Source organism: Devosia sp. WQ 349K1 (assembly GCF_016595685.1).
Lineage (GTDB): Bacteria > Pseudomonadota > Alphaproteobacteria > Rhizobiales > Devosiaceae > Devosia.
Window position 1 is genome coordinate 119,565 of record NZ_JAENGO010000008.1, and the last position, 23,931, is coordinate 143,495.

18 protein-coding genes are annotated in these 23,931 nt (G+C 53.4%); all 18 read right to left on the reverse strand.

Annotated features, from left to right (window positions below; genetic code table 11):
* Positions 1 to 395: 395 nt before the first annotated feature.
* Positions 396 to 1,274 (reverse strand): hypothetical protein, encoded by an 879-nt coding sequence (locus tag JHL21_RS16010; RefSeq protein ID WP_200214596.1) that lies wholly within the window; start codon positions 1,272 to 1,274, stop codon positions 396 to 398.
* A gap of 710 nt (positions 1,275 to 1,984) precedes the next feature.
* Positions 1,985 to 3,175, reverse strand: a complete 1,191-nt coding sequence (locus tag JHL21_RS16015; protein WP_254082093.1) for a glycosyltransferase family 4 protein — start codon at positions 3,173 to 3,175, stop codon at positions 1,985 to 1,987.
* Between the two features lie 11 nt (positions 3,176 to 3,186).
* Positions 3,187 to 4,323: a non-hydrolyzing UDP-N-acetylglucosamine 2-epimerase gene (wecB, locus tag JHL21_RS16020; protein WP_200214597.1), complete on the reverse strand. Its 1,137-nt coding sequence runs from the start codon at positions 4,321 to 4,323 to the stop codon at positions 3,187 to 3,189.
* A 2-nt stretch (positions 4,324 to 4,325) separates the two neighbouring features.
* Positions 4,326 to 5,438: an NAD-dependent epimerase/dehydratase family protein gene (locus tag JHL21_RS16025; protein ID WP_367948215.1), complete on the reverse strand. Its 1,113-nt coding sequence runs from the start codon at positions 5,436 to 5,438 to the stop codon at positions 4,326 to 4,328.
* A 5-nt stretch (positions 5,439 to 5,443) separates the two neighbouring features.
* Complete coding sequence (locus JHL21_RS16030) at positions 5,444 to 6,472, reverse strand: polysaccharide biosynthesis protein (RefSeq protein WP_200214599.1); 1,029 nt, start codon at positions 6,470 to 6,472, stop codon at positions 5,444 to 5,446.
* A 36-nt stretch (positions 6,473 to 6,508) separates the two neighbouring features.
* The gene (locus JHL21_RS16035; protein WP_200214601.1) at positions 6,509 to 7,624 is read right to left on the reverse strand and encodes a glycosyltransferase family 4 protein; all 1,116 of its coding nucleotides are present in this window, start codon (positions 7,622 to 7,624) and stop codon (positions 6,509 to 6,511) included.
* A gap of 158 nt (positions 7,625 to 7,782) precedes the next feature.
* Entirely contained in the window at positions 7,783 to 8,748 is a 966-nt protein-coding gene (locus tag JHL21_RS16040; RefSeq protein ID WP_200214603.1) for an EpsG family protein, read from the reverse strand.
* Positions 8,749 to 8,812: 64 nt separating this feature from the next.
* Complete coding sequence (locus JHL21_RS16045; RefSeq protein WP_200214605.1) at positions 8,813 to 9,703, reverse strand: hypothetical protein; 891 nt, start codon at positions 9,701 to 9,703, stop codon at positions 8,813 to 8,815.
* The gene (gene pseI, locus JHL21_RS16050; protein ID WP_200214606.1) at positions 9,703 to 10,767 is read right to left on the reverse strand and encodes a pseudaminic acid synthase; all 1,065 of its coding nucleotides are present in this window, start codon (positions 10,765 to 10,767) and stop codon (positions 9,703 to 9,705) included. Before pseI ends, JHL21_RS16045 begins: the two co-directional genes overlap by 1 nt.
* Complete coding sequence (gene pseH, locus JHL21_RS16055) at positions 10,764 to 11,321, reverse strand: UDP-4-amino-4,6-dideoxy-N-acetyl-beta-L-altrosamine N-acetyltransferase (RefSeq protein WP_200214608.1); 558 nt, start codon at positions 11,319 to 11,321, stop codon at positions 10,764 to 10,766. The genes pseI and pseH overlap by 4 nt, the downstream gene beginning before the upstream one ends.
* Positions 11,311 to 12,450, reverse strand: coding sequence for a UDP-2,4-diacetamido-2,4,6-trideoxy-beta-L-altropyranose hydrolase (gene pseG / locus JHL21_RS16060; protein WP_200214610.1), 1,140 nt, complete (start codon positions 12,448 to 12,450; stop codon positions 11,311 to 11,313). The genes pseH and pseG overlap by 11 nt, the downstream gene beginning before the upstream one ends.
* A complete protein-coding gene (pseF, locus tag JHL21_RS16065) occupies positions 12,447 to 13,154 on the reverse strand; it encodes a pseudaminic acid cytidylyltransferase (protein WP_200214611.1) in 708 nt (235 codons plus the stop codon). The genes pseG and pseF overlap by 4 nt, the downstream gene beginning before the upstream one ends.
* Positions 13,151 to 14,311: a UDP-4-amino-4,6-dideoxy-N-acetyl-beta-L-altrosamine transaminase gene (pseC, locus tag JHL21_RS16070; protein WP_200214613.1), complete on the reverse strand. Its 1,161-nt coding sequence runs from the start codon at positions 14,309 to 14,311 to the stop codon at positions 13,151 to 13,153. The genes pseF and pseC overlap by 4 nt, the downstream gene beginning before the upstream one ends.
* A gap of 53 nt (positions 14,312 to 14,364) precedes the next feature.
* On the reverse strand, positions 14,365 to 15,561 hold the full coding sequence (locus JHL21_RS16075) for a lipopolysaccharide biosynthesis protein (protein ID WP_200214614.1): 1,197 nt from the start codon (positions 15,559 to 15,561) through the stop codon (positions 14,365 to 14,367).
* A 103-nt stretch (positions 15,562 to 15,664) separates the two neighbouring features.
* On the reverse strand, positions 15,665 to 16,876 hold the full coding sequence (locus JHL21_RS16080) for a sugar transferase (protein ID WP_200214616.1): 1,212 nt from the start codon (positions 16,874 to 16,876) through the stop codon (positions 15,665 to 15,667).
* A 634-nt stretch (positions 16,877 to 17,510) separates the two neighbouring features.
* Positions 17,511 to 19,535, reverse strand: a complete 2,025-nt coding sequence (locus JHL21_RS16085; RefSeq protein WP_200214617.1) for a methyl-accepting chemotaxis protein — start codon at positions 19,533 to 19,535, stop codon at positions 17,511 to 17,513.
* 148 nt (positions 19,536 to 19,683) lie between these two features.
* On the reverse strand, positions 19,684 to 21,087 hold the full coding sequence (ahcY, locus tag JHL21_RS16090; RefSeq protein ID WP_200214619.1) for an adenosylhomocysteinase: 1,404 nt from the start codon (positions 21,085 to 21,087) through the stop codon (positions 19,684 to 19,686).
* 105 nt (positions 21,088 to 21,192) lie between these two features.
* Positions 21,193 to 23,835 (reverse strand): EAL domain-containing protein, encoded by a 2,643-nt coding sequence (locus tag JHL21_RS16095; protein WP_200214621.1) that lies wholly within the window; start codon positions 23,833 to 23,835, stop codon positions 21,193 to 21,195.
* Positions 23,836 to 23,931: the final 96 nt, after the last annotated feature.

Below are 23,931 nucleotides of genomic sequence, written 5' to 3' on the forward strand. Positions count from 1 at the left end.
CTCAAGTGGTTATAATGGGACACACGACCCTTGCCGACATAAACACCGACTTCGGTTATTTGAAAAAGATAATCTAACGCGCGAAGTTTGTGGGCCGCAAAGACGCCAACGACAGATGTGCGCGATACAAATGCACTTTGAAAGAGCGAACGATCCGCATAGTGAAACGCCATTCTCTATGAGATCAAAACCGCAGGACCCAGTCGCGGTAACTCGAGATATAGCGGGGTGCCCGCAGTTTATGCCCCCCCTGCTGCGGCTAGACTGTTAGGTATGACCGCAGGTGAGTATTTCAGCGCACGACGCCTACCGGAGATTTGAGACATCGCATAACGTCGAGACTGTACGACACGACGACGCCCGTAGCCAAATCCAACTGCCACAGAGACCGCGCTTCAGCTCGCCTTCCTAACATCGGCGAGGGGAGGAAGCCAAAACGCACGGCGAATGCGATTTACCTGGTCTTGCCCCCTCGAACTCCGACACGCCCTGCTCAAACCGTCTCGGATAAAGACAGCTACAAGCAGGAGCATTGCAACGCCTATTGCCGCCGCAACGACCGTCGTCATTTTGCCCCTGGGTGGTAGGCGTGTGGTTACAGGCTTCTGTAGAACATCATCCGGCAAAAAAGTGCCCCGCAGTTCTGATGCCAACTGATCGAGACTTTGGCGACGCTGTTCTAAATTCGTCACTATCGCTACCAACACATCACCGGCAGCACGCCCTTGGGTACCTGACGCCACCTGCTCGGCGTCAGCAGCGCCCAGCACCTTAGCTAGGCTGACTTCAAGAAGATCGATCGAGCGCTCAATTCTCTGCATTCTATTTTTTATTTGGGCCTGCAATTCTAGCGATGGAATTGTTCCCGCAATTAAGCCGTCAGTAAGTAATTGAAGTATCTCAAGGCCATGCGCGGGCTCGTCTGTCTTGACAGAAACAACATAAAAACCTGTATCACCGTTCTTCCTCACGCGTAGATTTTCGGCTTCGAAGTCACGCCGGACACTCTCGATTGAGCCAATATTAGACGCGTGAAACGCGCTCTTGTTTAAAGCGTTTTCAAGAACCGATGCAGACTGCAGCAGTCCAGCTTCTCGCGCATCAATGTTCAATAAAGAAAGCGCTTCATAGCTTGGTCGTTCCGTTAGAGACATCACTCCATAAGTGAGCGCTGCTGCGAAAAGTGGTCCTAGAAATAAGAGAAGCCAGTTCTCTGCAAACACCACCATCAAATCCAATATGGATATTTCATCGCCACCAGATTGATCGATCAAAACCGCGCCCCTCGAATTAACAAGCCATAAGAAAACAGCTCACCAATCAAGAATAAAGCAGAAATAACTAGAACGTCCACACCTACAATAGTTCCAGCCCCTCGCAGAGCCCCTCTAAAACTGAAGAAATCAACACAAAAACAGCCGTTCAAAATCCTTCTAAACAAAACAAATACTGAACAACCAAGCATATTTACTCCAACCCCGCCGTAGGCCTTTGTCGCTCCCTTGCGCGCTGGATTGCAATGTAGTCGACGGAATAAGGCCAAAATTCGTCGCTGTACGCCGACCGAGGACAGCAGTGGCAGTGTGGAGACCCGCATCAATTGAGCATCAATTGAGCATCAATTGAGCATCACTCTCCGCAAGTCGCACCTGCCCGGCCAGCAGAGAGCGTCGTTGAGTGTGAGCCAACTCTACCAACAACTAATTCTGTTTGCGTGGTCCTGTTCAGCTCACGATTGGTTCAGCAGAAATGATGCGGGATTACACGCAATACCGGTGACACCGTAACAATAGCGAAAGGCCGATTAAGAAACGAGGACCACTGGAGTAAAAACTGAGCTACGGATCTGAACAGTCAGCCGTGAAAACCTATCACTTTAGCCTCTGCTGATGCCTGCCGATCAGTCGCTCAGCATTCGTGCGGCATTAACGTTAGACCAAATCCCTATTTGAAACACGGTGCAGTGCACTGCAGAACTCATGCATCAATTGGCAAGGGCAGCTGCAATTTGTCTTGCAGCACTCACAACCGAAAATCGTGTTGAGAACAACTTCCGGCATCGAGATGATATCTCACGATCACGATCAATCTTAACCAGCAATACGTCAGCCAGTCCTGCCAACTCATCTAGACGATTGGTTTCACATACCTCGCCGACCTGCTCATGGCGTATCAACTCCGCAATGTCATTCCCGGCGTTTACATTGGCCAAAACTGGCAGGCCGCTCTGCATATAGGTGAGAAACTTTCCCGGGATGTTGTGGGATTTATGACGAGAGTCCAACGCCACAATACCGGCAGCACATTGGGAATACAGATCCGGGATTTCGTCGGGATCGATCTCGTCAAAAAATAGCGTGTTGGTCAGTCCCCGTGCCTTAGCGTCAGCCTTCAGCCGCACCGCTTCACTGCCGCGGCCAACAAATAGAAAGCCTACATCATCACGCGCGACAAGTTTTTCAGCCAGATCCAATACAATGTCGAGTCCCTGCGCCACACCCATGTTCCCGGCATAAACGAACAGTTTGCGCCCGGCTAGAACAGTATCTGCAACTTGAACCGAACAACGGTTGTTTGTCGGCATGTCGAGCCAATTCTGTAGGACCTCGAGATCACGGCCAGGTTTTTTATGCCACTGTGCAAAGTATCGTCCATTGCCGGGCGTCTGCATGCCGATTACATCAGCGAGACGATACTGGTACTGCGCCACGGCATTGAAGAAGTGATAGGCCGGACCGCGCCGCATGAGCCCCATGTCCACAGCCCATTCCGGGAAAATATCACGGACGATCAAGTATGCGCGGCAATCGCTCGTGCGTTTGATCGAGCTTACCAACGGACCATGGAATATTGAGGGAGAATACCAGACCACTCCGTCCCAACGTCGCCTAGCCAATGGGCTCTTGGCCAAGTTTCGTCGCATGGCAATGGGCATAGCTATTTCGGCGAGTGTACGGCGGACGTAGCCGATATCCTTGGTCCGCGGTGCACGCAACCTCAATACCTCGACACCATCCAAATGTTCTAGATGCCAAGGTTGATCGAGGCTCGAAGATGGCAGTAATAACGTTAGCTGATGTCCTTGCCTGATGAATTCGCGCGCCAGATCCCGCAACTGCACGGCACTGGAGGTGCGCATCGGCGGGAATGCATCGGCAATGAGGGCTATCCGCATTCGTCGAAAACTCAGTATTTTTTCCAAACCACCCGATTAACATAGTCAGTATAACTATGAACAATGCGGACGATCTTGTCGCTGACATTGGGCACGTCATAATCTGACACGAGACGTAAACCACGAGTTTCTCCACGTGGCTGGCTGAGCAGTATGGCAAGCCCTTGCCGCACTCTTTCTACCTCCAACCCGACCATCATGACTGCAGCCTCTTCCATACCCTCAGGCCGCTCATGCGCCTCGCGAAGGTTAAGAGCAGGAAAATTCAGAATAGAGGATTCTTCTGTAATGGTTCCACTATCGGAAAGTACCGCCCGAGCGTGCATCTGAAGATTGACATAGTCGAGAAACCCTAGTGGCTTGAGCAGCCGCACAGCGGGGTGGAACTTCGTTTCGGCGGCTTCAATGCGCTTCTGAGTGCGCGGGTGTGTCGACACCAGCACCGGAAGATTATTGTCCTCCGCAAGTCCGTTAAGAACCTGCACAAGTTTTGTGAAACTGCGCTCCGGCTCAATATTTTCTTCGCGATGCGCGCTGACCACGAAATATTCCTCGGCCCGCAGATCCAGCCGCGACAGCGCGTTCGAAGCGAGAATTCCCGGCATGTAATGATGCAGGACCTCGAACATAGGACTGCCGGTTTTAATAACCTGATCGGGCGATATACCCTCGCGCAGCAAATAATCGCGGGCGATCGTGCTATAAGTCAGGTTGATATCGGCTGTATGGTCGACGATCCGGCGGTTGGTCTCCTCGGGAACACGTAAATCAAAACAGCGATTTCCGGCTTCCATGTGGAAAATCGGGACCTTGCGCCGCTTGGCAGGAATAACTGAAAGACAACTGTTTGTGTCACCCAGCACCAAAAGCGCCTCAGGCTGCACCTCTGCCAGAACAGCATCAACAGCCGTAATCAGATTACCAATCGTGTTGGCCGCTCCGGTACTGCCTTCGGCGCTATTGAGGAAATAATCTGGTTTACGAATACCCAGATCATCGAAGAATACCTGATTGAGCTCGTAGTCGTAATTCTGCCCAGTATGCACCAGAACGTGCTCACAATGCCGGTCTAGCGCCGCCATTACACGTGACAATCGAATAATTTCGGGGCGTGTCCCAACCACCGTCATTACTTTGAGCTTCTTCATACTCAAACTCCGCTCGAAATAGTGTCTGGGCGTGTACGATCAAATATCTCGTTTGCCCACAACATGACGATCATCATCTGGTCACCCACATTGGTGATATCGTGGGACCACCCAGGAATGGTTTCCACCACTCGCGCCATGTCGCCCGACACACGCAACTCGAACCTTTCATCTGTCAGAATGTTCCGAAAGCGGAACAACGCGTCGCCCTGAACAACAAGAAACTTTTCGGCCTTGGTGTGATGATAATGCCCACCCCGCGTCACTCCGGGCGGTGCAGACAGGAAGCTGAATTGACCGCAATCGGGCGTCTTCATAACCTCCACGAAGACGCCACGTGGGTCCGTATGTTGGGGAATGTCGTAGCTAAAACGCTCTGTGGCAAGATTGCTGAGATAGGTGGAATAGAGGGCGCGAGTTAGCCCTGTACCAACCCGTTCCGTCACCAACGTTTCACGGCTCGCCTCAAACGCTGTGATCTGTGCGGCGAGCTCACCGAGTGTGATTGTATAGTCCGGTGCGACAGCACCATGTTCTGCCCCCTTGGGGGAAACTTCAATGGCACCAATTATGGCCGTCACCACGTCGTCAACATAAACCAGCCGCAGGCGGGTCTCCGGATTATCAATGCGGATCGGCAGGCCACGCGCGATATTATGGCAAAACGTGGCGACCACCGAATTATAGTTTGGCCGACACCATTTTCCGAAGACGCCGGGCAGGCGGAAAATTGTAGCCGGATTGCCTGTCTGCTCTGAAAGCTCCAAGACAGCCTGTTCGGCGTTCAGCTTACTGCGACCGTATGCATTATCTTGAACCGCCTGCGCGGAAGACGCCAACACAATCGGTATTTGGCGGCCTGAGGCACGAATGGCCGCGCAAATGGCTTCAGTAAGTCCAGTGTTGACTTCCGCGAATAGGCGCTCGTCATTTGGCCGGTTTTCGCCGGCCAAATGGACTACCTTGTCCACACTCGCGAGGAGATCGGGCAATGCCGAAATATCATCGCCGCGGACAAACTCAGTGATTGAGAAGAGCCCGGTTTCGCGCAGACGAACCACTAAGTTCTTGCCAATGAACCCATGGGCACCTGTCACTAAAACGCGCCGCACCACGGAGGTCACTCCTCGGGCTCGACGTGTTCACCCCGCACGATGGCCTGGATAAAAGAAAGTTTCAGCAGGAGCGCCTTCATACCCGCAACATCGAGCCGAGTAGTGTTGTGAGAAGTGTACTCAACCGCCTCAGAGATACGAACCTCGCCTTCTTCGACAAACTTTCCATAGTTCAGATCCCGCAGATCAGGCGGAACACGGTAGTACCCCCCAAGATCTTGCGCCGCCACCATTTCTTCACGACTGAGAAGCGCCTCGAACAATTTTTCGCCGTGCCGCGTGCCAATTATATTAATCTTGTGCTCTGGCACGCCCATAAGGTCCGTGAGTGCTCGTGCGAGTATCTCAATGGTGGCCGCCGGGGCCTTCTGCACGAAAATTTCCCCCTGCTGACCATGCTCGAATGCATAGAGGACCAGGTCCACAGCATCATCAAGGGTCATCATGAAGCGGGTCATGTTGGGGTCGGTGATGGTCAGAGGCTGGCCCGCGCGGATTTGCTTCGTGAACAGCGGAATAACCGAACCGCGTGATGCCATCACATTGCCATAGCGCGTGGCACAGATGACAGTGTTGCCGCTAGAACGTGACTTGGCGACGATAACCTTCTCCATCATCGCCTTGGAAATACCCATAGCGTTGATCGGATATACGGCCTTGTCCGTTGACAGGCAGACAACACGCTTGACACCACAATTGATGGCAGCCTCTAGAACGTTTTCCGTCCCGAGCACGTTTGTTTTGACCGCCTCAAGTGGATAGAATTCGCAGGATGGAACCTGCTTGAGCGCAGCTGCGTGATAGATGTAGTCGACACCCCGCACAGCATTGAGCACCGACTGATAGTCGCGTACGTCTCCGATGTAGAATTTGAGCTTGGGATGATCATAGCGCTTACGCATGTCATCCTGCTTTTTCTCATCACGACTGAGAATGCGGATTTCCGCCAAATCGGAATTCAGGAACCGCCGCAGAACCGCATTCCCAAAAGAACCGGTCCCGCCGGTAATTAGGAGGGTTTTGTTAGAGAACATCGTTGCTCCATCTGTGTTTGTGCGGCTCTAATGTGGCTAAGCGTTCGGAGTGAGTAAGTCCAGATATTTTCGGGCGCGTTCCTTGGCACTGGAAAACCCAAACGCATGATCGCGCGCATGCTTGAGCGCCGCGGCATTCGTGCCTTCACCGCCGAACACTTTGGCAATTTCCGCTGCAGCTGACGCGGGAGATAGGGGATCAAAATAATGCGCATGCCCCTGACAGATGTCACGATTGAAAGGCCGATCAGAGGCAAACAGCGGTTTTTCCATCGCCATCGCCTCCAACGGAGTCGCTGAAAAGCACTCCAACAGCGACGGAAAGACAACAGCATCTAGGCTACGGTAAAATTTGGGGCACTGCGCAACTGTAAGTTGCCCAACGTTGACGCATGCTTTCCGAAATTCGGGGGAACATGCACGCCATTCATCCTCGGTGAACGTCACATAAAAGCGCGCCGAGATACCGTGGTTTCGCTTGAGAGCGGAAACTATTTCAGGAAATATTTCAGTATTTTTGTGAATATAGTTGCGTCCAAGGAACCCCAGAGCCAGCTCGCCTTGGGACCTCGATAGTGTCAGGTCCTGCCACAGCTCCGGTTGCGCGTAGAGGGACGATAGGCAGTTGTGAACGACATGGATACGCTCAGCAGGGAAGCCGAGCTCCCGAACCAGCCCTTCTTTCACATGTTCGAGTTCAACAACCAGCACATCAGCACGCTTGAAAAACTGCGCCTGAATCCAGAACTTCAGGCGCGTCTTGAGGCGCTGCAAGACCGGTAAACGCTTATAACATTCGTTCTGCGGATAGATGATCCAAGCTTGGGCAAAGCCTACTACACTCTTGAATCTGGGCTTCCAAATGTATAGCGGCCCAAACACAGTAAACACACACCGAAATTTTCGCAATTTCCGTGCAAGTGTAGACTGTCCCCGCAACGCGCCATAAACATTCAAAACCTCATAGTTCGGGATTGTAACGAAGTCGCGGCTCAGCGAGGCCAAGTTCTGACTCACCTCTTCCGAAGCAAGAACTGCTATCCAATCGCCCGAAATCAAATCAGGCTGCGCCTCAGCTAAAAACGAACACGTAGCCTGCAGCCCCCCCCCAGCGTGAACATTTGACGTGTTTATCGCGCTAGTGGGGGACATGCAGATTTCCGTAATTTTCTGTTCTGCTCACTACAGCATCGCATCTCAAGAGTTCGACCCGACAGTGTAGCGAACGAGGCGAATCATATTCCATCCAGAATAAGGAGCATAACCCACGCTCATCTACTGTCCTGGAACCTATCAGCCTGACGCACGCTTCAAACCCTAAAGCCATGCCCAACGTCGAACACGCTATCAACGTATCCAATAGATTTGAACGACAAGTAGACCATTGGCAGATAGACTATAGGGTGGTTCACCTTCCCATCAGTCATCAGCGCATAGAAAAACATAATAAAAGTAACCATATTCATGCGATCCGGTCCGAGGATTGCTACCAATACCACACATGGAGCCAACATGAACATAAACCGGGCTTTCCGGCGCGAAACATAGGTACCGGCCACGAACAATACAACTGACACAGCCAGAGCCGAGAAGGAAATGTCTGCCCTTGCAGTATAGTAATAAACCTTAGAAATTACTGTTCCACCAAAAGCAAACAAGGCGACACCGAAACAACCTACGATTGCTAATGCCAGAATCTCAGCAAATAACGCACCCCGCCACCCCAAACGCGAGTTACCTGACGACACTACCGCTCGCTTTGCAAGTGCTGGCATGGATATCGAAATAAAATTGATCAGCGTTTGATAGTGAGATGCTGGCGCGGCCGTTAGAAACAACACTCTCCACCGACTTTTTGTCGTCATAGCGAGCAGTAAAAACAAAAAGGCGATTTTAAGTCGCTCCGCGCCTGTCAGTAACACCAGAAGATAATAATTCGACAGCACCAATAGCAACATCATCGTGTGCACTTTGTAGTTGCGGAGCACCACAACGAGCGCCAGTAGCAACACCCCGTTCAAGACGGAAACGTAGATGTCTTTTGGAAACCCAAGTGCCGCACCAAACCACATAATCGTCGCGTACAATGGCTCATTGCTTCCAACGAAGCTTTTCTGCGACGAAACAGCTGAAAGAAGATTTTCAGTGGAGATAAAATCGTAGAACTGCCGATAAAATACCTGATCGCCACCAACATAGCGCTCTGTAATGCAATATGAGAATATAACGTAGATGGCAGCCAATATTACCCAGAATGCACCAACCATAATCTTCATAGTGTATAGCATCTACGCCTCTGGCGCAGCACCCTGCGGGATACGCAAGAGCTGTGCAACATTATCAACATCCACTAACGTCGACAAATTCTACATTTTTAGACGCAATGTATCGTTCAACACTTGAACCCTTATGGTAGACTATTACGCGATCGAATAAACGGGACGCACAATGCAATAGAAGCTCTGCAGGAACAGATTTTGGAGCAATGTGCGCATTTGCTGAAGAAATCCTAGCTTTGCAGTAAGGATGAAGCTTCAATATGTTTAGAGACCTTGCGCTGAAGTACTTATCCGCTTCGCCATCCAAATAATCCCAGTTACCTAGATAGACAACTCCATCTGAAAACCCCGACTCTTCCATCTCCTCTATTATATTGCCTGCACCAAAAACAGAAACCCACTGCAGATAGCTATCACTTATAGTACCCTCAACAGTACGCTCAACCTCTATAACTTGCGCAGGCACTTTATAGGAGTTACTTATGTAATCATTCTTGCTATAAACATACGCCTTGTCAGTGAAACGACTACCTCCAATATTCAGAGGGAGTTGCAGAACCCAGAATAGCTTTTTCTTAATTCCAGAATATATATCTTGTCGATATGTCCCAACCCCCTCCTCAAAAACTGAAATAACGATACCCGGCACTTTGTGCTTGATGCGCCGAAGTATTGGCTGAGTGCGAAACCCAACATCCCAGTGCACAAAGAGTTCTTTGAGATCCTTGTCAACAATACTACCTATAGCCTGCCCATAGCTTTCATGAAACGAAAACCTTATCTCCGGGAATTCGACCACAAGCCTATTGAATACATCAATGGCCGAGTCAAAGTTATCAGCAACAAGTATTTCTGATTCAGAAAGTGATTTATTTTGCCTACCAATTGCAATTGCATTAACAATTTGCAATGGCCTCTCGACAATAAATGCAATCTGCCTATCCGAATACATCACGCATCCCCAGAGTCTACGCTATCAAATGTAACAGGAGATGCGTACTCTACGTCTTTTTTGACTTTTTGACCGACTATGGTACCGAGCATCTTTGGGGCGAGACCGAACCCTGGTCGGACGCTACGCACTGCATCTGCTGTGATGACGTCGCCTGCTTTCAGGTCTTTCACGAAATAAAGCGACCGACGGAATTTAACATTACCCTGTTCGCTAGACTTGCGGCCGTAATCTACCTTACCCAGCGCCTGCCATGCGGTATTCGCTCCGGCGCAAAGAGCTGCCATCTCTGACGGCTCAAGCGAGAAACTATCGTCTGGCCCGCCGCCGGAGCGATCAAGCGTGAAATGCTTCTCGATGATAGAAGCGCCGAGGGCAACGCTGGCAATTGCCGTCGTATTGTCCAAAGTGTGATCCGAGAGGCCGGTAACAACACCAAACTTTGCAATCATGTCTGGAATTGTTCGCAAATTGTAGTCTTCAGCAGGCGCAGGATACCCACTTACGCAGTGAAGGATTGCGAGTTCCTTGCAGCCTCCGTCGCGCGCGGCCGCTATAGCCTCACCAATTTCCTCTTCGTCCGCCATGCCCGTTGAGATGATCATCGGCTTGCCCGTGCTGGCCGCGTATTTGATCAGAGCATGGTCGATCGCCTCAAAAGACGCAATTTTGTAGGCGGGTGCGTTTAGGTCCTCGAGGAGATCGATAGCCGTATTATCAAAAGGGGAGCTAAAGATTGTAATTCCTACCTTGCGAGCATGCTCGAATAGCAATTTGTGCCAGTCCCAAGGCATCGATGCTTCTTGGTAGAGATCGTAAAGCGTGCGTCCGTCCCAGAGGCCGCCCCTAATCTGAAACTCTTCACTGTCGGAATTGAGCGTTATCGTGTCGGCTGTGTAGGTCTGTAACTTGACCGCATCGGCCCCTGCCTGCTTGGCGTGCTCGATAATTTTATAGGCATTCTCGATGCTGCCATTATGGTTTGCCGACATTTCGGCAATGACATATGGCGCATGGTTCGGGCCGATACCGCGGCCGGCAATGTTTAGATCAGTCAAAGTCATGGTTCCCGCCTGCGTGTTATTTTCTGAACCAGTGTAGACCGGTTTTCGGTCCATTCGCGTTTCAGAATTGCCAGCCGATAAATGTCCTCAAATGCATCATTGATCTTATGATGATCTCGAAAAATGCCTTCAACCTGAAAGCCGAATTTCTTGTGGAGTTTTATTACAGCACTGTTAAACGCAAGAACTTCGCATGACAGCTTGTGTAATGCCAACTCGCCAAAAGCGTAATCAAGTGCTAGAAATTCCATGCGGCCACCGGCACCTCGTGCCGCCTCCGGTGCCGAATAGAAGGCCCATCCGCTCCCTTGGTTGCTTCGATCGATACCGTTGAATGCAACTATCCCGCTTGGAATTCCCGCGTATTCATACATAAGGTAGAGTTGATCGTCGCGAGCGCTAACTTTCTCCCACCACGCCAGGTGTTCAACTAGGCTGATTTCATGGCGGGTGTACATATTGGCCCGTACGCTGGGTGCGTTCCGCCAATCCAGCATCATCTTGAGTTCCTGCGTACGAATTGCACGTAATTCGCCCAAATCGCTAACAGACATGGTCATCACCAACTAAAAACATTTTATCTATCGTGCGACTGCATCCTAAACCATCGATGATCTGCGATGACATTCGAGCGACCTCGCGCATCCGCGCCAGATTTTGAGAAATAGAGCCCAAAGTATCCCTCAGGTTTGATATTATATCATCCCCCTCGACTAACCATATCGCACCTTGTTCTTTCAGAGAATTCGCAGCAGACTTCTGATTATCAGCCTGTACTAACGTCACAGTCGGCAATCCCAAACAGCAACGCTCCCACGATGTGCTGCCGGCAGCGCCAATCGCTAGGTCCGCGTCAGCCATGCGCCGGGCCATGTCGGAAACGCCGACGACAACCTGGGTCGGACGCGGCATTGTCATCGCCAGCTGTCGCACCATTTCGCACCAAGGCGCATGTGGCCCCATGATAACTGTGATCCGCAGATTCTCAGGCAGCCAATTGTAGCATTCACCCAATGCCTCCAGCACTTGAGCCGTCACGTTGTCTTTGTCGACTCCGCCCATGGTAATCAGCAGGTGTTCTAGCTTGCCGTCACCACGCCGCGCCAAGCTTTCTTCTCTTAGAGCCGAGAATTCAGGCCTTAGCAGGGCGTAAGTTGGACCGACCAAAAGCATACAGCCGGGAGGCGTCAAATCAAGATAGTCATCCTGCCGACGGCCGAGACTTTGATCGAGCAACATGTCACAGATGTGGCTACGGTCAGCGAGATCATCGACTACCATGAGTTGTCGGCAAGCACCGCGAAGAGCCGCCTCCCAACGCGCATCGAGCGCATAGTGATCAACCACGAGCCAATCTACGACACTCTCGCCGATCGCTTGCACTGTCTGTTCTGCATCCAGCTCCGAGCTCACACCCACCCAGTGCTGGTGAGCAGGGCCGTCTGTGAGAAAGCTTTCATAGTTCGGCTCGGCCTTTGGCAAAGACAACACCTGATGGCCCCTGCCCCGAATAATCTCGTTGAGATTGCCCTCATGCTCCCGGCTGATGAAAACACACTCAGCCCCGCTGGCCACCAACGCATCGGCCAGCGTCAGACACCGCATGACGTGGCCTGTGCCAATTTGAATAGAAGCATCTGTACGAAAGGCAATACGCTGCGTCCCGCGAGGCCTGGAAGTCATAATTCCTGCAATCCCTCGGTCGAGCCGAGTGCCTTGAGCATAAGCTCGGCTCGGGCCCAATCTTCAGGCGTATCAATGTCCTGTACGCGGTAACGCGGTAGGATGACCGGTGAGCTATCCGGCCCGAACAGCGGCTTGGTTGCGAGCCAGGCTTGTGCTTTGCCCCAGTAGAACTGGCCGGCATCATGCCATGCCTCTTCAAGATCCTGTGAGCGGGTCTGAAAATGGTTGGGCTGGAACATGTCGACTCGCCCGGCCTCCGTAATCCGGATAGCTCGCTGAATTGGAAAAGCATAGCTGGTTACAGAAAAAGCGAAGTCGGCACCGCTCTCCTCCAAAATCGCAAGCCCGCGCCTCAGATCATCGGCGCGCACAAAAGGTGCAGTGGCATAAATACAGCACACCGCGCTTGCAGGAATGCTCTGCGCTGCCTGCCATTGAACAGCATGGGCGACAACTGGCATGGTTCCGGTGTGATCATCCGACAATCCCGCTGGACGCAGGAACGGGACCTCAGCCCCATACATTGTTGCAGTGGCGGCGACCTCTGGATCATCCGTGCTCACGATTACTCGGTCAAAACACCGGCTGTCGATTGCTGCGCGAATAGACCACGCGATCATCGGCTGCCCGCCGAATAGTTTGATATTCTTACGCGGAATGCGCTTACTTCCACCTCGCGCCGGAATAACGGCAAGCCTCATTGCGAGATAGCCTCCAGCAGCACCTCGACAACGTAGTCCTGCTCGGCCTCGGAGAGGGTGGGATGCATCGGGATACTGATCGCTTCACGATAGTAATTTTCCGCCTGCGGAAAGTCGCCAAGCTTAAACCCCATGTCCTGATAATAAGGCTGCGTGTGCACGGGAATGTAGTGCAAGTTGACCATAATGTCGCGCGACCGGAAATACTCGAACACCTGCAGGTGGCTCCTCGTCAGAGCACCCAACTGCAGGCGGATCACATAAAGATGAAATGCCGAGTGGCTGTCAGGATGTTGCCACGGCAGTGTTACCGGCATGTCGGCCAGCAGGCGACCATATCGATCCGCTATCGCGTGGCGACGCTGAACATAGTCCGTTAGGCGCGTCATCTGGCTGACGCCCAAAGCAGCCTGGAGATCCGTCATGCGATAATTATAGCCAAGCGCGACCTGCTCATAATACCACGGCCCTTCCATCGGCCGTGCCATAAGCTTGGCATCACGCGTTATACCATGGCTATGTAGCAAGCTGAGGCGCGTTGCCAATTCCTCCTGATTGGTCACAGCCATGCCACCTTCGGCGGTGGTTATGATCTTTACCGGATGAAAACTAAAAACCGTGATGTCGCTGTACCGGCAGTTACCAATGGGTTCGTCCTTATAGCGCCCGCCTATGGCATGGGACGCATCCTCGATAATCTTGAAGCCATACTTTTGACCCAGCGCATGAATTGCAACCATGTCGCAAGGCTGACCCGAGAAATGCACAGGCACCACAATCTTGGGCAAACGCCCGGCGCGTTCCGCCGCAATGAGCTTTTGCTCCAATGCCTTGGGGCAAAGGTTATAAGTGAGCGGATCAATATCAACGAAATCCACCTGGGCGCCGCAATATAGAGCGCAATTGGCGGACGCCACAAATGTGTTGGGCGTTGTCCAAAGCCAGTCACCCGGCCCAAGCTCCAGCGCGAGACATGCAATGTGCAGAGCGGACGTCGCACTGTTGACGGCGACCGCATGCTTGGCACCGACATGAGCGAGAACCGACTGCTCGAACAGGGGAATATTTGGCCCTTGCGTCAGATTTGACGAGTTCAACACATCAATGACGGCGTCGATATCCGCCTGAGTAATGTCCTGCTGCCCGTAGCGTATCATCTGATGGGACCCTGGTTCGTTCGAAGCAAATTGAGAGACATCATCGGCCTGTTCTAACTCTTACTCATTCTTAGGTAAGCCACAGTCTTCCAAACCAGAATACCAAAGAACGCTGCGACAAGGCCAACAGGCACGGCCAGGGTAGGGGAGACCAGGCCAACGCCAAAAGCGGTGAGAGCAAAAATCGGCAGTGACGCAAGGTGACTTTGGATAATGGGCTTATCATGCCCTGCGCCATAGAGGCCATAGTGTGGTACCAAGCCTACCGCGTTTATTGTCATTGCGGCCCAGAGCCAAGGGTACAAGAACATTCCATCCGCGTAAGCGGCGTTCCCGATCCAAGCGAGCAAATAGGGCAACACCAGCCAGCTGACAATGCCGAAACCCAAGCAAACAACAATGGTTTGCCATAGCATCTCTCGGACCCTAGCCCGCGCTAAATCATGCTGCTTGCCATGATTATAAGCTATGAGCGCAGGATATCCGAATGCAAAAATGCCCGCATCAAGAAAAGTCAGCATCGCCCCTGTGATGCCTAAAAACAGGACATAGACACCAACTATCTCAATGCCAGCAAGAGCTTCGAGCCAGTACCTGTCGACGGTTTGCATGCCTCGCAACGCAAGAGTGGCTGCGAGGAAAGCACCGCCCACAGCCAGCCCCCTTCTCACCCATTTCCAGTCGATGGCGTCACCCCATCCACCAATGTCCAGTCGCTTTAGTTTCCAGACCCCCAGCGCGGCCGCCACAAGACCAGCGCACGCCCACAACACCATCACGAGTTCGAGGCTGCGCCCACCTTCGCCCCAACTCATCAACGCGACCGCAACTAGGGCCCAACTCCCCTGGCGAACAAACAGGACAAAGCTGGAAAACACCTGCTCGGAAAGCGCCACCAAAAGACGGGAGATTTCTTGATTGAAGTGCTCGAGAACCAAAATGGGGACGAACCACCACACCAGCCCAACAGGCCAGTCGAATTGCATCAGCACAACCAGCGCAATAGGTATTACAACCAAATAGATAAGGCACGACAGTGCAACCTGCCCTTTGAGCATACTACCACGTCGCCCCCCCTCTACCTGAATAATCTCTCGCGTGGCGTACACGTAAAAGTCTACACCCACGAAATAGAGGCAATAACCTACCGCCGCAGTGAACAAGCCGTAGTAACCGACCAGATCCACATCGAGATATCGCGCCAGGAAAAAGACAAATACAAACCGGGTTACGAGCGTACCAATGCGCAAACTCGTATTCAATACACGCCCAGAACTTGTGGCCAACCAGAACCTCGGAACTATCAAACCTCTAAGATGATCAACCACAATAACGAACAGAGACCACTAACAGTTACTTGGCACCAGCACCGAGCAATACGGTCTTCACCGTTTTAACTACAATGACAAGATCCATGTCTATGGATAAGGTCTTAATGTAGAACAGATCTTGCGACAACTTTACCAACTCATCATCCATGTCGGAGACATGGCCAGAGTTAACCTGCGCCCATCCCGTTATCCCAGGAGGAACCACACATCTGTAAGCATACTTCGGCTCCATTTTTATAATCTTCTTGGCGAGATACTCCGCCGATGGCCGCGGACCGATCAGACTCATATCGCCGATTAAAATATTATAGAACTGCGGTATCTCATCAATGCGCAGCTTGCGCAGAATAGTGCAACCCGGAATGATACGGGGGTCGCTATGTGATGTCGTACCCCCAGAGGTGCCTTGAAACATCGTTCTGAATTTATACATTCGGAACGGCCTATTACCATAGCCACGCCTGATCTGGACGAATAACACCGGCCCAGGATCCCGGGCATAAATGTACGCGGCAGCGCATACCGAGAACAAGACAAGTAACGGCGAAAACGCAATCACGAAGGCAAGGTCCAAGTATCGCTTCACCCGAGCATAGAGCAGTTGACTCGGAGTGTAGACGAAATGGAACAATTCAAATCTGTCGACCCTAACGCTTCCAGTCACGCGCTCAAGAAAGACTTCGTGAGTTAATATATCAACACCAAGAACATGCATGCGAGAGATAAACTCTGCATTCTCGGCACTCTTATAAGAACTCTCGTCGATCAGCAGTATATCGAAATCTATCTTATGAGGAGATTTCTCAAGCTCTTGAGGCATCAAAATTCTGGCTCCCGGAATACGAGCCAAAACCTCTGCGGCGCCCTCAAAGGGCATTATCCGCACCTTCTCTCCCCTTAAGGTATGAAAACGATAATTGGCCGCACAGGCGAAAAATAATCCAATGCACCCACAGATCGCCAGAGCCTGATAACTAATGGGCGTTCGGGTGGCAGACACCACAGTTACCATGGCGCAAAACAGGGCACTGAAGACGACCATACCCGAAATAATCGGCGCATCATGCCGCCGGAATGCAGCGAGTATCATTGCGCCTATCAGGGTCGGGGCACTCAGCGCAAACACGGCAACCACTAACGACGTCACTGTGATACGGCTAAACGACACCGAAAGCACATAGGCAATAATTTGCAGAAGTATTGACAATAAGGCAACCGCAAGAAATGAACGCAAATGCGTCAAATACCTGTGCGGCCTAGTCTTCCCCCCCAAAGATGTCACGAATGACAAGTTCCTAGGAGGTCGTCGTTTCGACAAACGGGCTTTCGGCATCAGCGTGTCTTACCAGAGCCTCTCGGGGACCAAATTGACGCTATAACAAGAACAGCTATAGATAGAACGTAGTTTTCCGCCTAGCAGAAATGCTGCGATTTGTGCCAGTTATTCTTTAGCGCCGCGGTGCCCTCAAGGCACATGCAAGGACGTTAAAGCCACCTTTCCAGCGGCGATGCAAGAGATTAGTTGCGTAACAAACATTCGCTTCATCGGATACGACTGCACTTTGTCCTTCAGAAAGCGACGTCGCGCCACAAAACTCGTTCCATTTTTCCTGTGAGACCACAATTCATTGGCAACGCTTGCAATCTCAACGCTCACGTCAACCTGCGCAGTAAGCTGTGCAACCACAAAATTGAACATCAACCGCGGCATGCAAAACCGGCCAAAACGCTGTCGCCGACGTTCAGTATGCGACCACAAGCACTCCGACAATAAACGTAAAAGCCCGGGCAAATCACCCGGGCTTTCACATGTATTTTTCGAGCTAAGCGCCGGAAAATCTGAGATCTACCAGCGTTTATAGCTGAGTTCAGAACGCGGTCCAGTCGTTCGTTGCTTCGCGTTGTGTGTGTTTTGTCGCAATCTTTGGACGGGCCGCGCGCGGCTCAACCGCATGACCGAGATAGTTCATCGCGGCCTTTCGCGCTGGGTCCGCACCGGCTACCTGGAAGACATCGACGATCCGATCAAGCTCATTGGCCTGTTCTTCGGTCTGCTCAATCGAGGCGTTGATCTCTTCAACCAGCGCCGCATTGTGCTGGGTCATCTCATCCATCTGACGCACTGCGGTGTTGACCTCGGCGATGGCCGAAGCCTGTTCGCCGCTGGCGCGCGCAATGGCATCGAGCAGGACCGTGTTGGCGCGAACGCCATCGAGAATACCGACAAGCTTAGCGGCAGCATCGGAGACAAGGCGTGTGCCGGTGGAGACCTGAGCGGCGCTCTGGTCGATGAGCACCTTCACATCCGCAGACGCGGTTGCAGCGCTCTGGGCCAAGCGGCGAACCTCAACCGCGACAACGGCAAAGCCCTTACCAGCTTCGCCAGCACGCGCCGCTTCAACCGAAGCGTTGAGCGCCAGAAGATTGGTCTGGAAGGCGATGTCGTCGATCATGCCAATGATGTTGGAAATCTTGGCCGAGGACTCGGTGATGCGGGCCATGGCCTCATTGGCATCGCCCATAACCGCACCGCCCTGTTCGGCGGCGACCGAAACCGTGCCAGCCTTAGCGCTTGCATCATGGGCCTTGGTGGCGTTTTCGGTGACCGTCTGTGCCAATTGTTCCATGGCCGCAGAAGTCTGTTCAATCGTCGCTGCCTGACGGGTGGTGCGCTCGGACAGATCATTAGCGCCCGCGAGGATTTCGCTGGTCGCCGACTTGAGGGTGCCCGATGTGCCGCGCAGCTGCGTGACGATCATGGTGAGCTTATCGGCCACTTCGTTGACGTCGTTCTTGAGCTTGGCAAAAGCACCGCGATGTTCGCCGCGCATACGCGAGGTGAGATCGGTGTTGGCCAGAGCGGCGAGAACTTCGCCGGTTTCGACGACGCCGCGTTCAACGCTTTCAACCAGCGTATTGACCGAGGCGGCCAACATATTGAGCTCATGATCCGGGAAGTTTGCCGCAACGCGACGCGTGAAATCACCGTCCACCGCTGCGTCGACAACTTCGCCAAAGGCGATTTGCAGGTCGCTCATCATCGACTGACGCGCAGCCTGATCGCGAATAATGCGAGCCGCCTCCGCTTCGGTCATTTGCGAGACTTTTAGGCCGTTCTGGCGGAACACTTCCACCGAGCGCGCCATAGCGCCGATCTCGTCGTGACGCGTCACGCCTTCAATGACCAGATCGAACTTGCCATCGGTCATCTCAACCATCTGCTCAGACAGGCGATTGATTGGACGGGTAAGGCTACGTGCGATCAACCAGCCGAGCACTGTCGAGGCGGCAATCAGCGCCAGGGCGATGGTTGTGCTGCTGATGACTTCTTGCCAATAAAGCTCTTCAATATCCGTCTGGAGCACGCCTGTACCGGCGGCCCAGCCCCAAGGCGCGAAGTTCTGAACATAGGTCAGCTTATCGACTTCTGCGCCTTCTTCATCGTTTGGATTGAAGCCAAAAGTGGTGAAGATCGAGCCTTGGAGGCGCGCACCATCGGTATATTCCTGGATGAAGCGCTTGCCGCGCGAATCCGTACGGTCGCGCATATTGGTGTTGACGACATTGGGATTGGTGTTGGCCAACATGACGTAGTCATGGCTGACCACGAAGACATAATCGTCGCCGGAATAGAGCATGGCGCTCACCGAGCGCAGCGCTTCCGCCTGCGCGTCTTCGAGCGTCATCTCGCCAGACTGAACGCGGGCTTCATAGGAGCCGAGCACTGAGACAGCAGCTTCAACGACGCTGCGAATTTCGGTTTTCTTGAGTTCGGTGAGGTTTGTGCGGGTGTGGCTGAGCTGGAACCCGATTACGCCGACAAAGCCAACGATGAACAGGGCAAGAAGGATATACATTCGGCGCGAGATGCTGCCGAGAAGGCGATCGAACATGGATAGTCTCAGGGAGAGAGGCGGGTGGGGCTTACGCTCACTCAGACATTTCAACTGCGGCTTAAAATTTAGATAAGGTTTACCATGTCTTACCCATAAAAAAGCCCGCCGAAGCGGGCTTTCTCATATCTGGTGGCAGAACCGAAAATTAGTAGCGGTATTCGCCGGACTTGAATGGGCCGTCAATATCGACGCCGATGTAGTCAGCCTGGGTCTTGTTGAGCTTGGTGAGCTTTGCGCCGAGCTTGGCAAGGTGCAGTTCAGCGACCTTCTCGTCGAGGTGCTTTGGCAGCACGTGAACGGCCTTGGCCATGGTTTCGCCCTTGGTCCAGAGTTCGACCTGAGCCAGGGTCTGGTTGGCAAAGGATGCCGACATCACAAAGCTTGGGTGACCGGTGGCGTTGCCAAGGTTCACGAGGCGCCCTTCGGAGAGAAGGATCAGGCGGCTGCCATCTGGCTTCTCGATCAGGTCAACCTGTGGCTTAACATTGGTCCACTTGAAGTTGCGCAGACCGAGCACGTCGATTTCGTTGTCGAAGTGGCCGATGTTGCAGACAATGGCCATGTCCTTGAGCTTGCGCATGTCATCGACCATCAAGACGTCACGATTGCCAGTGGCGGTGACGACGATGTCGGCGCGGTGCGCAGCGTCTTCGAGGGTGACGACTTCAAAGCCTTCCATAGCCGCCTGCAGCGCGCAGATCGGATCGACTTCGGTGACGAGGACGCGGGCGCCAGCGCCACGCAGCGATTCAGCCGAACCCTTGCCCACGTCGCCATAGCCGCAAACGATGGCGACCTTACCAGCGAGCATTACGTCGGTGCCGCGACGGATCGCGTCAACGAGCGATTCACGAGTGCCGTACTTGTTGTCGAACTTGGACTTGGTGACCGAGTCATTGACGTTGATCGCTGGGAACGGCAGTTCGCCCTTAGCGGCCAGCTGATTGAGACGCAGAACGCCCGTGGTGGTTTCTTCCGAAACGCCGCGGATGGCATCGCGGATCTTGGAGAAGAAGCCGGGGGACTTAGCGAGGCGCTTGCGGATGGTAGCGAAGAAGATTTCTTCTTCTTCCGAACCTGGCTTGTCGAGAACAGAAATGTCCTTTTCGGCCTTGGCGCCAACGAGCACGTACATGGTCGCGTCGCCACCGTCGTCGAGGATCATATTTGGTGTTTCGCCATTGCCCCAATCCATCATGCGGTCGGTGAATTCCCAGTATTCTTCAAGGGTTTCGCCCTTGTGCGCGAACACAGGAATGCCAGCAGCGGCGATGGCGGCAGCAGCGTGATCCTGGGTCGAGAAGATATTGCACGACACCCAACGCACGTCCGCGCCGAGAGCAACGAGGGTCTCGATCAGCACGCCGGTCTGAATGGTCATGTGCAGCGAGCCCGCAATGCGCGCGCCCTTGAGCGGCTGAGCAGCAGCATATTCAGAGCGAATGGCCATCAGGCCCGGCATTTCGATCTCGGCAATGCTGAGCTCCTTGCGGCCGAAATCTGCAAGAGAGATGTCCTTGACCGAATATTCAGTCGCTGGGTTTGTCATGGGTCGGCTCCACAGGAGAAAGGTTTTGTCATTCCTATACGGAATGGAAAGGCACGGATCAATCGGGATATAAAGATTTGTTTATATCCCGACATCGGCCGGGCGTTATCCAGTGTGGCGCAGCGCTGGTGTGCGCAGGAAGCTCTCCAGCATTTCGCGCGACATTGGGCGGCCTAGGGCATAGCCCTGAAGAATATCGCAACCGAGGTCTCGCAAGACCGCTGCGTGTTCCATGGTCTCGACGCCTTCGGCGACGATATCGATGTCCATGGATTTGCCAATGTCGACGATGGAGTCAACGAGGCGGCGCTGGCTCAGGCTGTCGACGATGGGGGCGACCAATTGTCGGTCGATTTTGAGGCGGCGCGGACGCAGCTTTTGCAAGGAGACGATGGAGGCGTATCCGGTGCCGAAGTCATCGATTTCAATATCGATACCGAGCTGCTTAATGCGCTCGATATTGAACGAGACGACGCTGTCGCTTTCATCGAGATAGATGGATTCCACCAGCTCGAAGGCAATGCGCCCCGGCTCGATGTCCAGCGCCTTGAGGCTATCGCCCAAGGTCTCATCATTGAGGCGACGCAAAGAGACGTTCACCGAAGCATGGGGCACGTGTAGCCCGATAGCGTCCCAGCGTTTGAGATCTTCCAGCACCTGACGCAGCACCAGAGAATCCAGCGCGCTGACGACATTGAGTTCATCGGCGATGCGCATGAAGCGATCGGGCGTCAACAGACCCTCAGTGGGGTGATGCCAGCGCACCAGCGCTTCAACGCCGGTGACGGCCAAGGTGCGGGCATCGACCTGCGGTTGATAAAAGGCGATAAACTCGTGGTTTTCGAGGCCGCTGAGGATTTCGTCGGCGATGCGCTTGGAACTGATGACCTCGCTCTGCAGCTCCTGGGTGAAGAACTCATAGCGATTGCGCCCGCGCGCCTTGGCCCGATAGAGGGCAATATCGGCATTGATCAGCAGCTGTTTGACATCGGTATTGGCGGAGCGGCTGACGGCAAGCCCGACGCTCACGCCGAAGCGACATTCGTGACCTTCATGCAGCACCGGTTTGCGCATTTCGTGCACGATCTTGTCGGCCATGGCGGTGAGGCGATCATCGCTCGCGCCAGCGCTCGAGACGATGACAAATTCGTCTCCGCCAATGCGGGCAACAAAATCGGTATCGTGGCAGTTGAAGCGCAGCACTTCGGCGGCGTGGACCAGCATGGCATCGCCTGCGGCATGGCCGAGGGTGTCGTTGATCTGCTTGAAGCGATCGAGATCGATATGGAGGAGCGCAATCGAGCCGGCGCCATAATATCCGTCCTGCTGATGTTGCTTGAGCATGTCGTCGAGGTAACGACGGTTCGGCAGGCCGGTGAGACTATCGTGAAGCGCGTTGTGTTCGATGGAAATACGCGCCGCTTCGAGATCCTTATTGCGCGCCTCGGTGAGGCTCTTGGCGTTGAGCAGGGCCTGATGCATTTCGACGTCGGCGGTGATGTCAAAATTCACCCCGATAATCGCGTCGGGCCGGCCTTCTTCGCGGAAGAAGGCGCCAACCGAGCGAACGTAGCGAATGCCGCCGTCTGGCCTGACCACGCGATAGGTGGACTCTGATCGCCCCTCGGAGACCATGTCCTTAAAATCACTGCTGGCGCGCTCGCGGTCTTCTGGGTGGACGGCCGCCAGCCAATCCTCATTGCGTCGCGGCTTGCCATCATTGGGCGTGCCATAGAGGAAATTGGTGCGAGCATCCCAAGTCTCGAGCCCGCTTTCGAGATCGATCTCCCAGACGCCGACCTTGGACACATCCAAGGCCAAGTGAAAGCGACGCGTTAGGGCGTCCAGCTCTTGGGCGTGGTCGGCGATTTCGCGGATATGGTTTTGGCGCTGCTGCACCATGCGACCGGTGAGGAGAATGGGCAGCAAAATCAGCGCGCCGGCAATGCCCAACATAACGCGCAAGGCCCATGTGGCAGCGGCGTTTGGAACCCAACCATTTTTGGGCACAACGGCAAAGCGCCACTGGCCATCGGTGAGGTTTACATCGGCATAGACCGGATTGCGCGGCGAAAGGTCCTGACCAAAGATGCGCTGCCCACTCGGCTGCTCGCGCGTGTAAAGCGTGAGGGAGAGGTCGAAGTCGCGGTTTTCGATAATACCGCTCGCCATGAGCAGCCTTGGACCATCAACGACGGCCGAGACAATGCCCCACAGACGCGCCGTATTGGGATCAAAAATGGGGTAACGAGCGACGAAGCCAACGCCGCCTTGCACCAAAGTCAGGGGGCCGACAAAATGGGACTCACCGCTGGTGAGCATGCGCTGAACCGCAGGCCATTGCTCGGGCGAGGTGCGGTAATCAAAGCCGATGGAGTCTTCATTGCCCGTGCGCGGATAGGCCCAGCGCACCACCATGTCAGGGGCTAAGGTGACCGCGCGGATTTGGCTATTGCCATCAAGCGTCGCCGCTGCCAATTGCCTGAAGCGGCTTTCATCCAGCTCGACATCGGCTGCAATGGCGGAGGCCATGCCTTTGAGCAGTTGGAGATTGCTCTGAATATTGCTTTCCAGCTTGGTGCGAATGACCGAGAGCTTTGAAATATATTCCGCGCGCATACGCGTTTCGGCAATCTGTTGATTTTGCTGTTCAATAAGAAACGCAAAGACAGCAAGAAGTGCCAGAGCAATAAGGATCGGCACCACAACAATGCGATGCCAACCAATCAGCTTCCGGGAATATTTCATTCCGGTTTTGCTTGAGATTTCCCCACCCCGCTTAAAGCGACGTGGGGAAGTAGATCATCATCAGATTAATAGATTCAAACGATTTTTGACTTAACT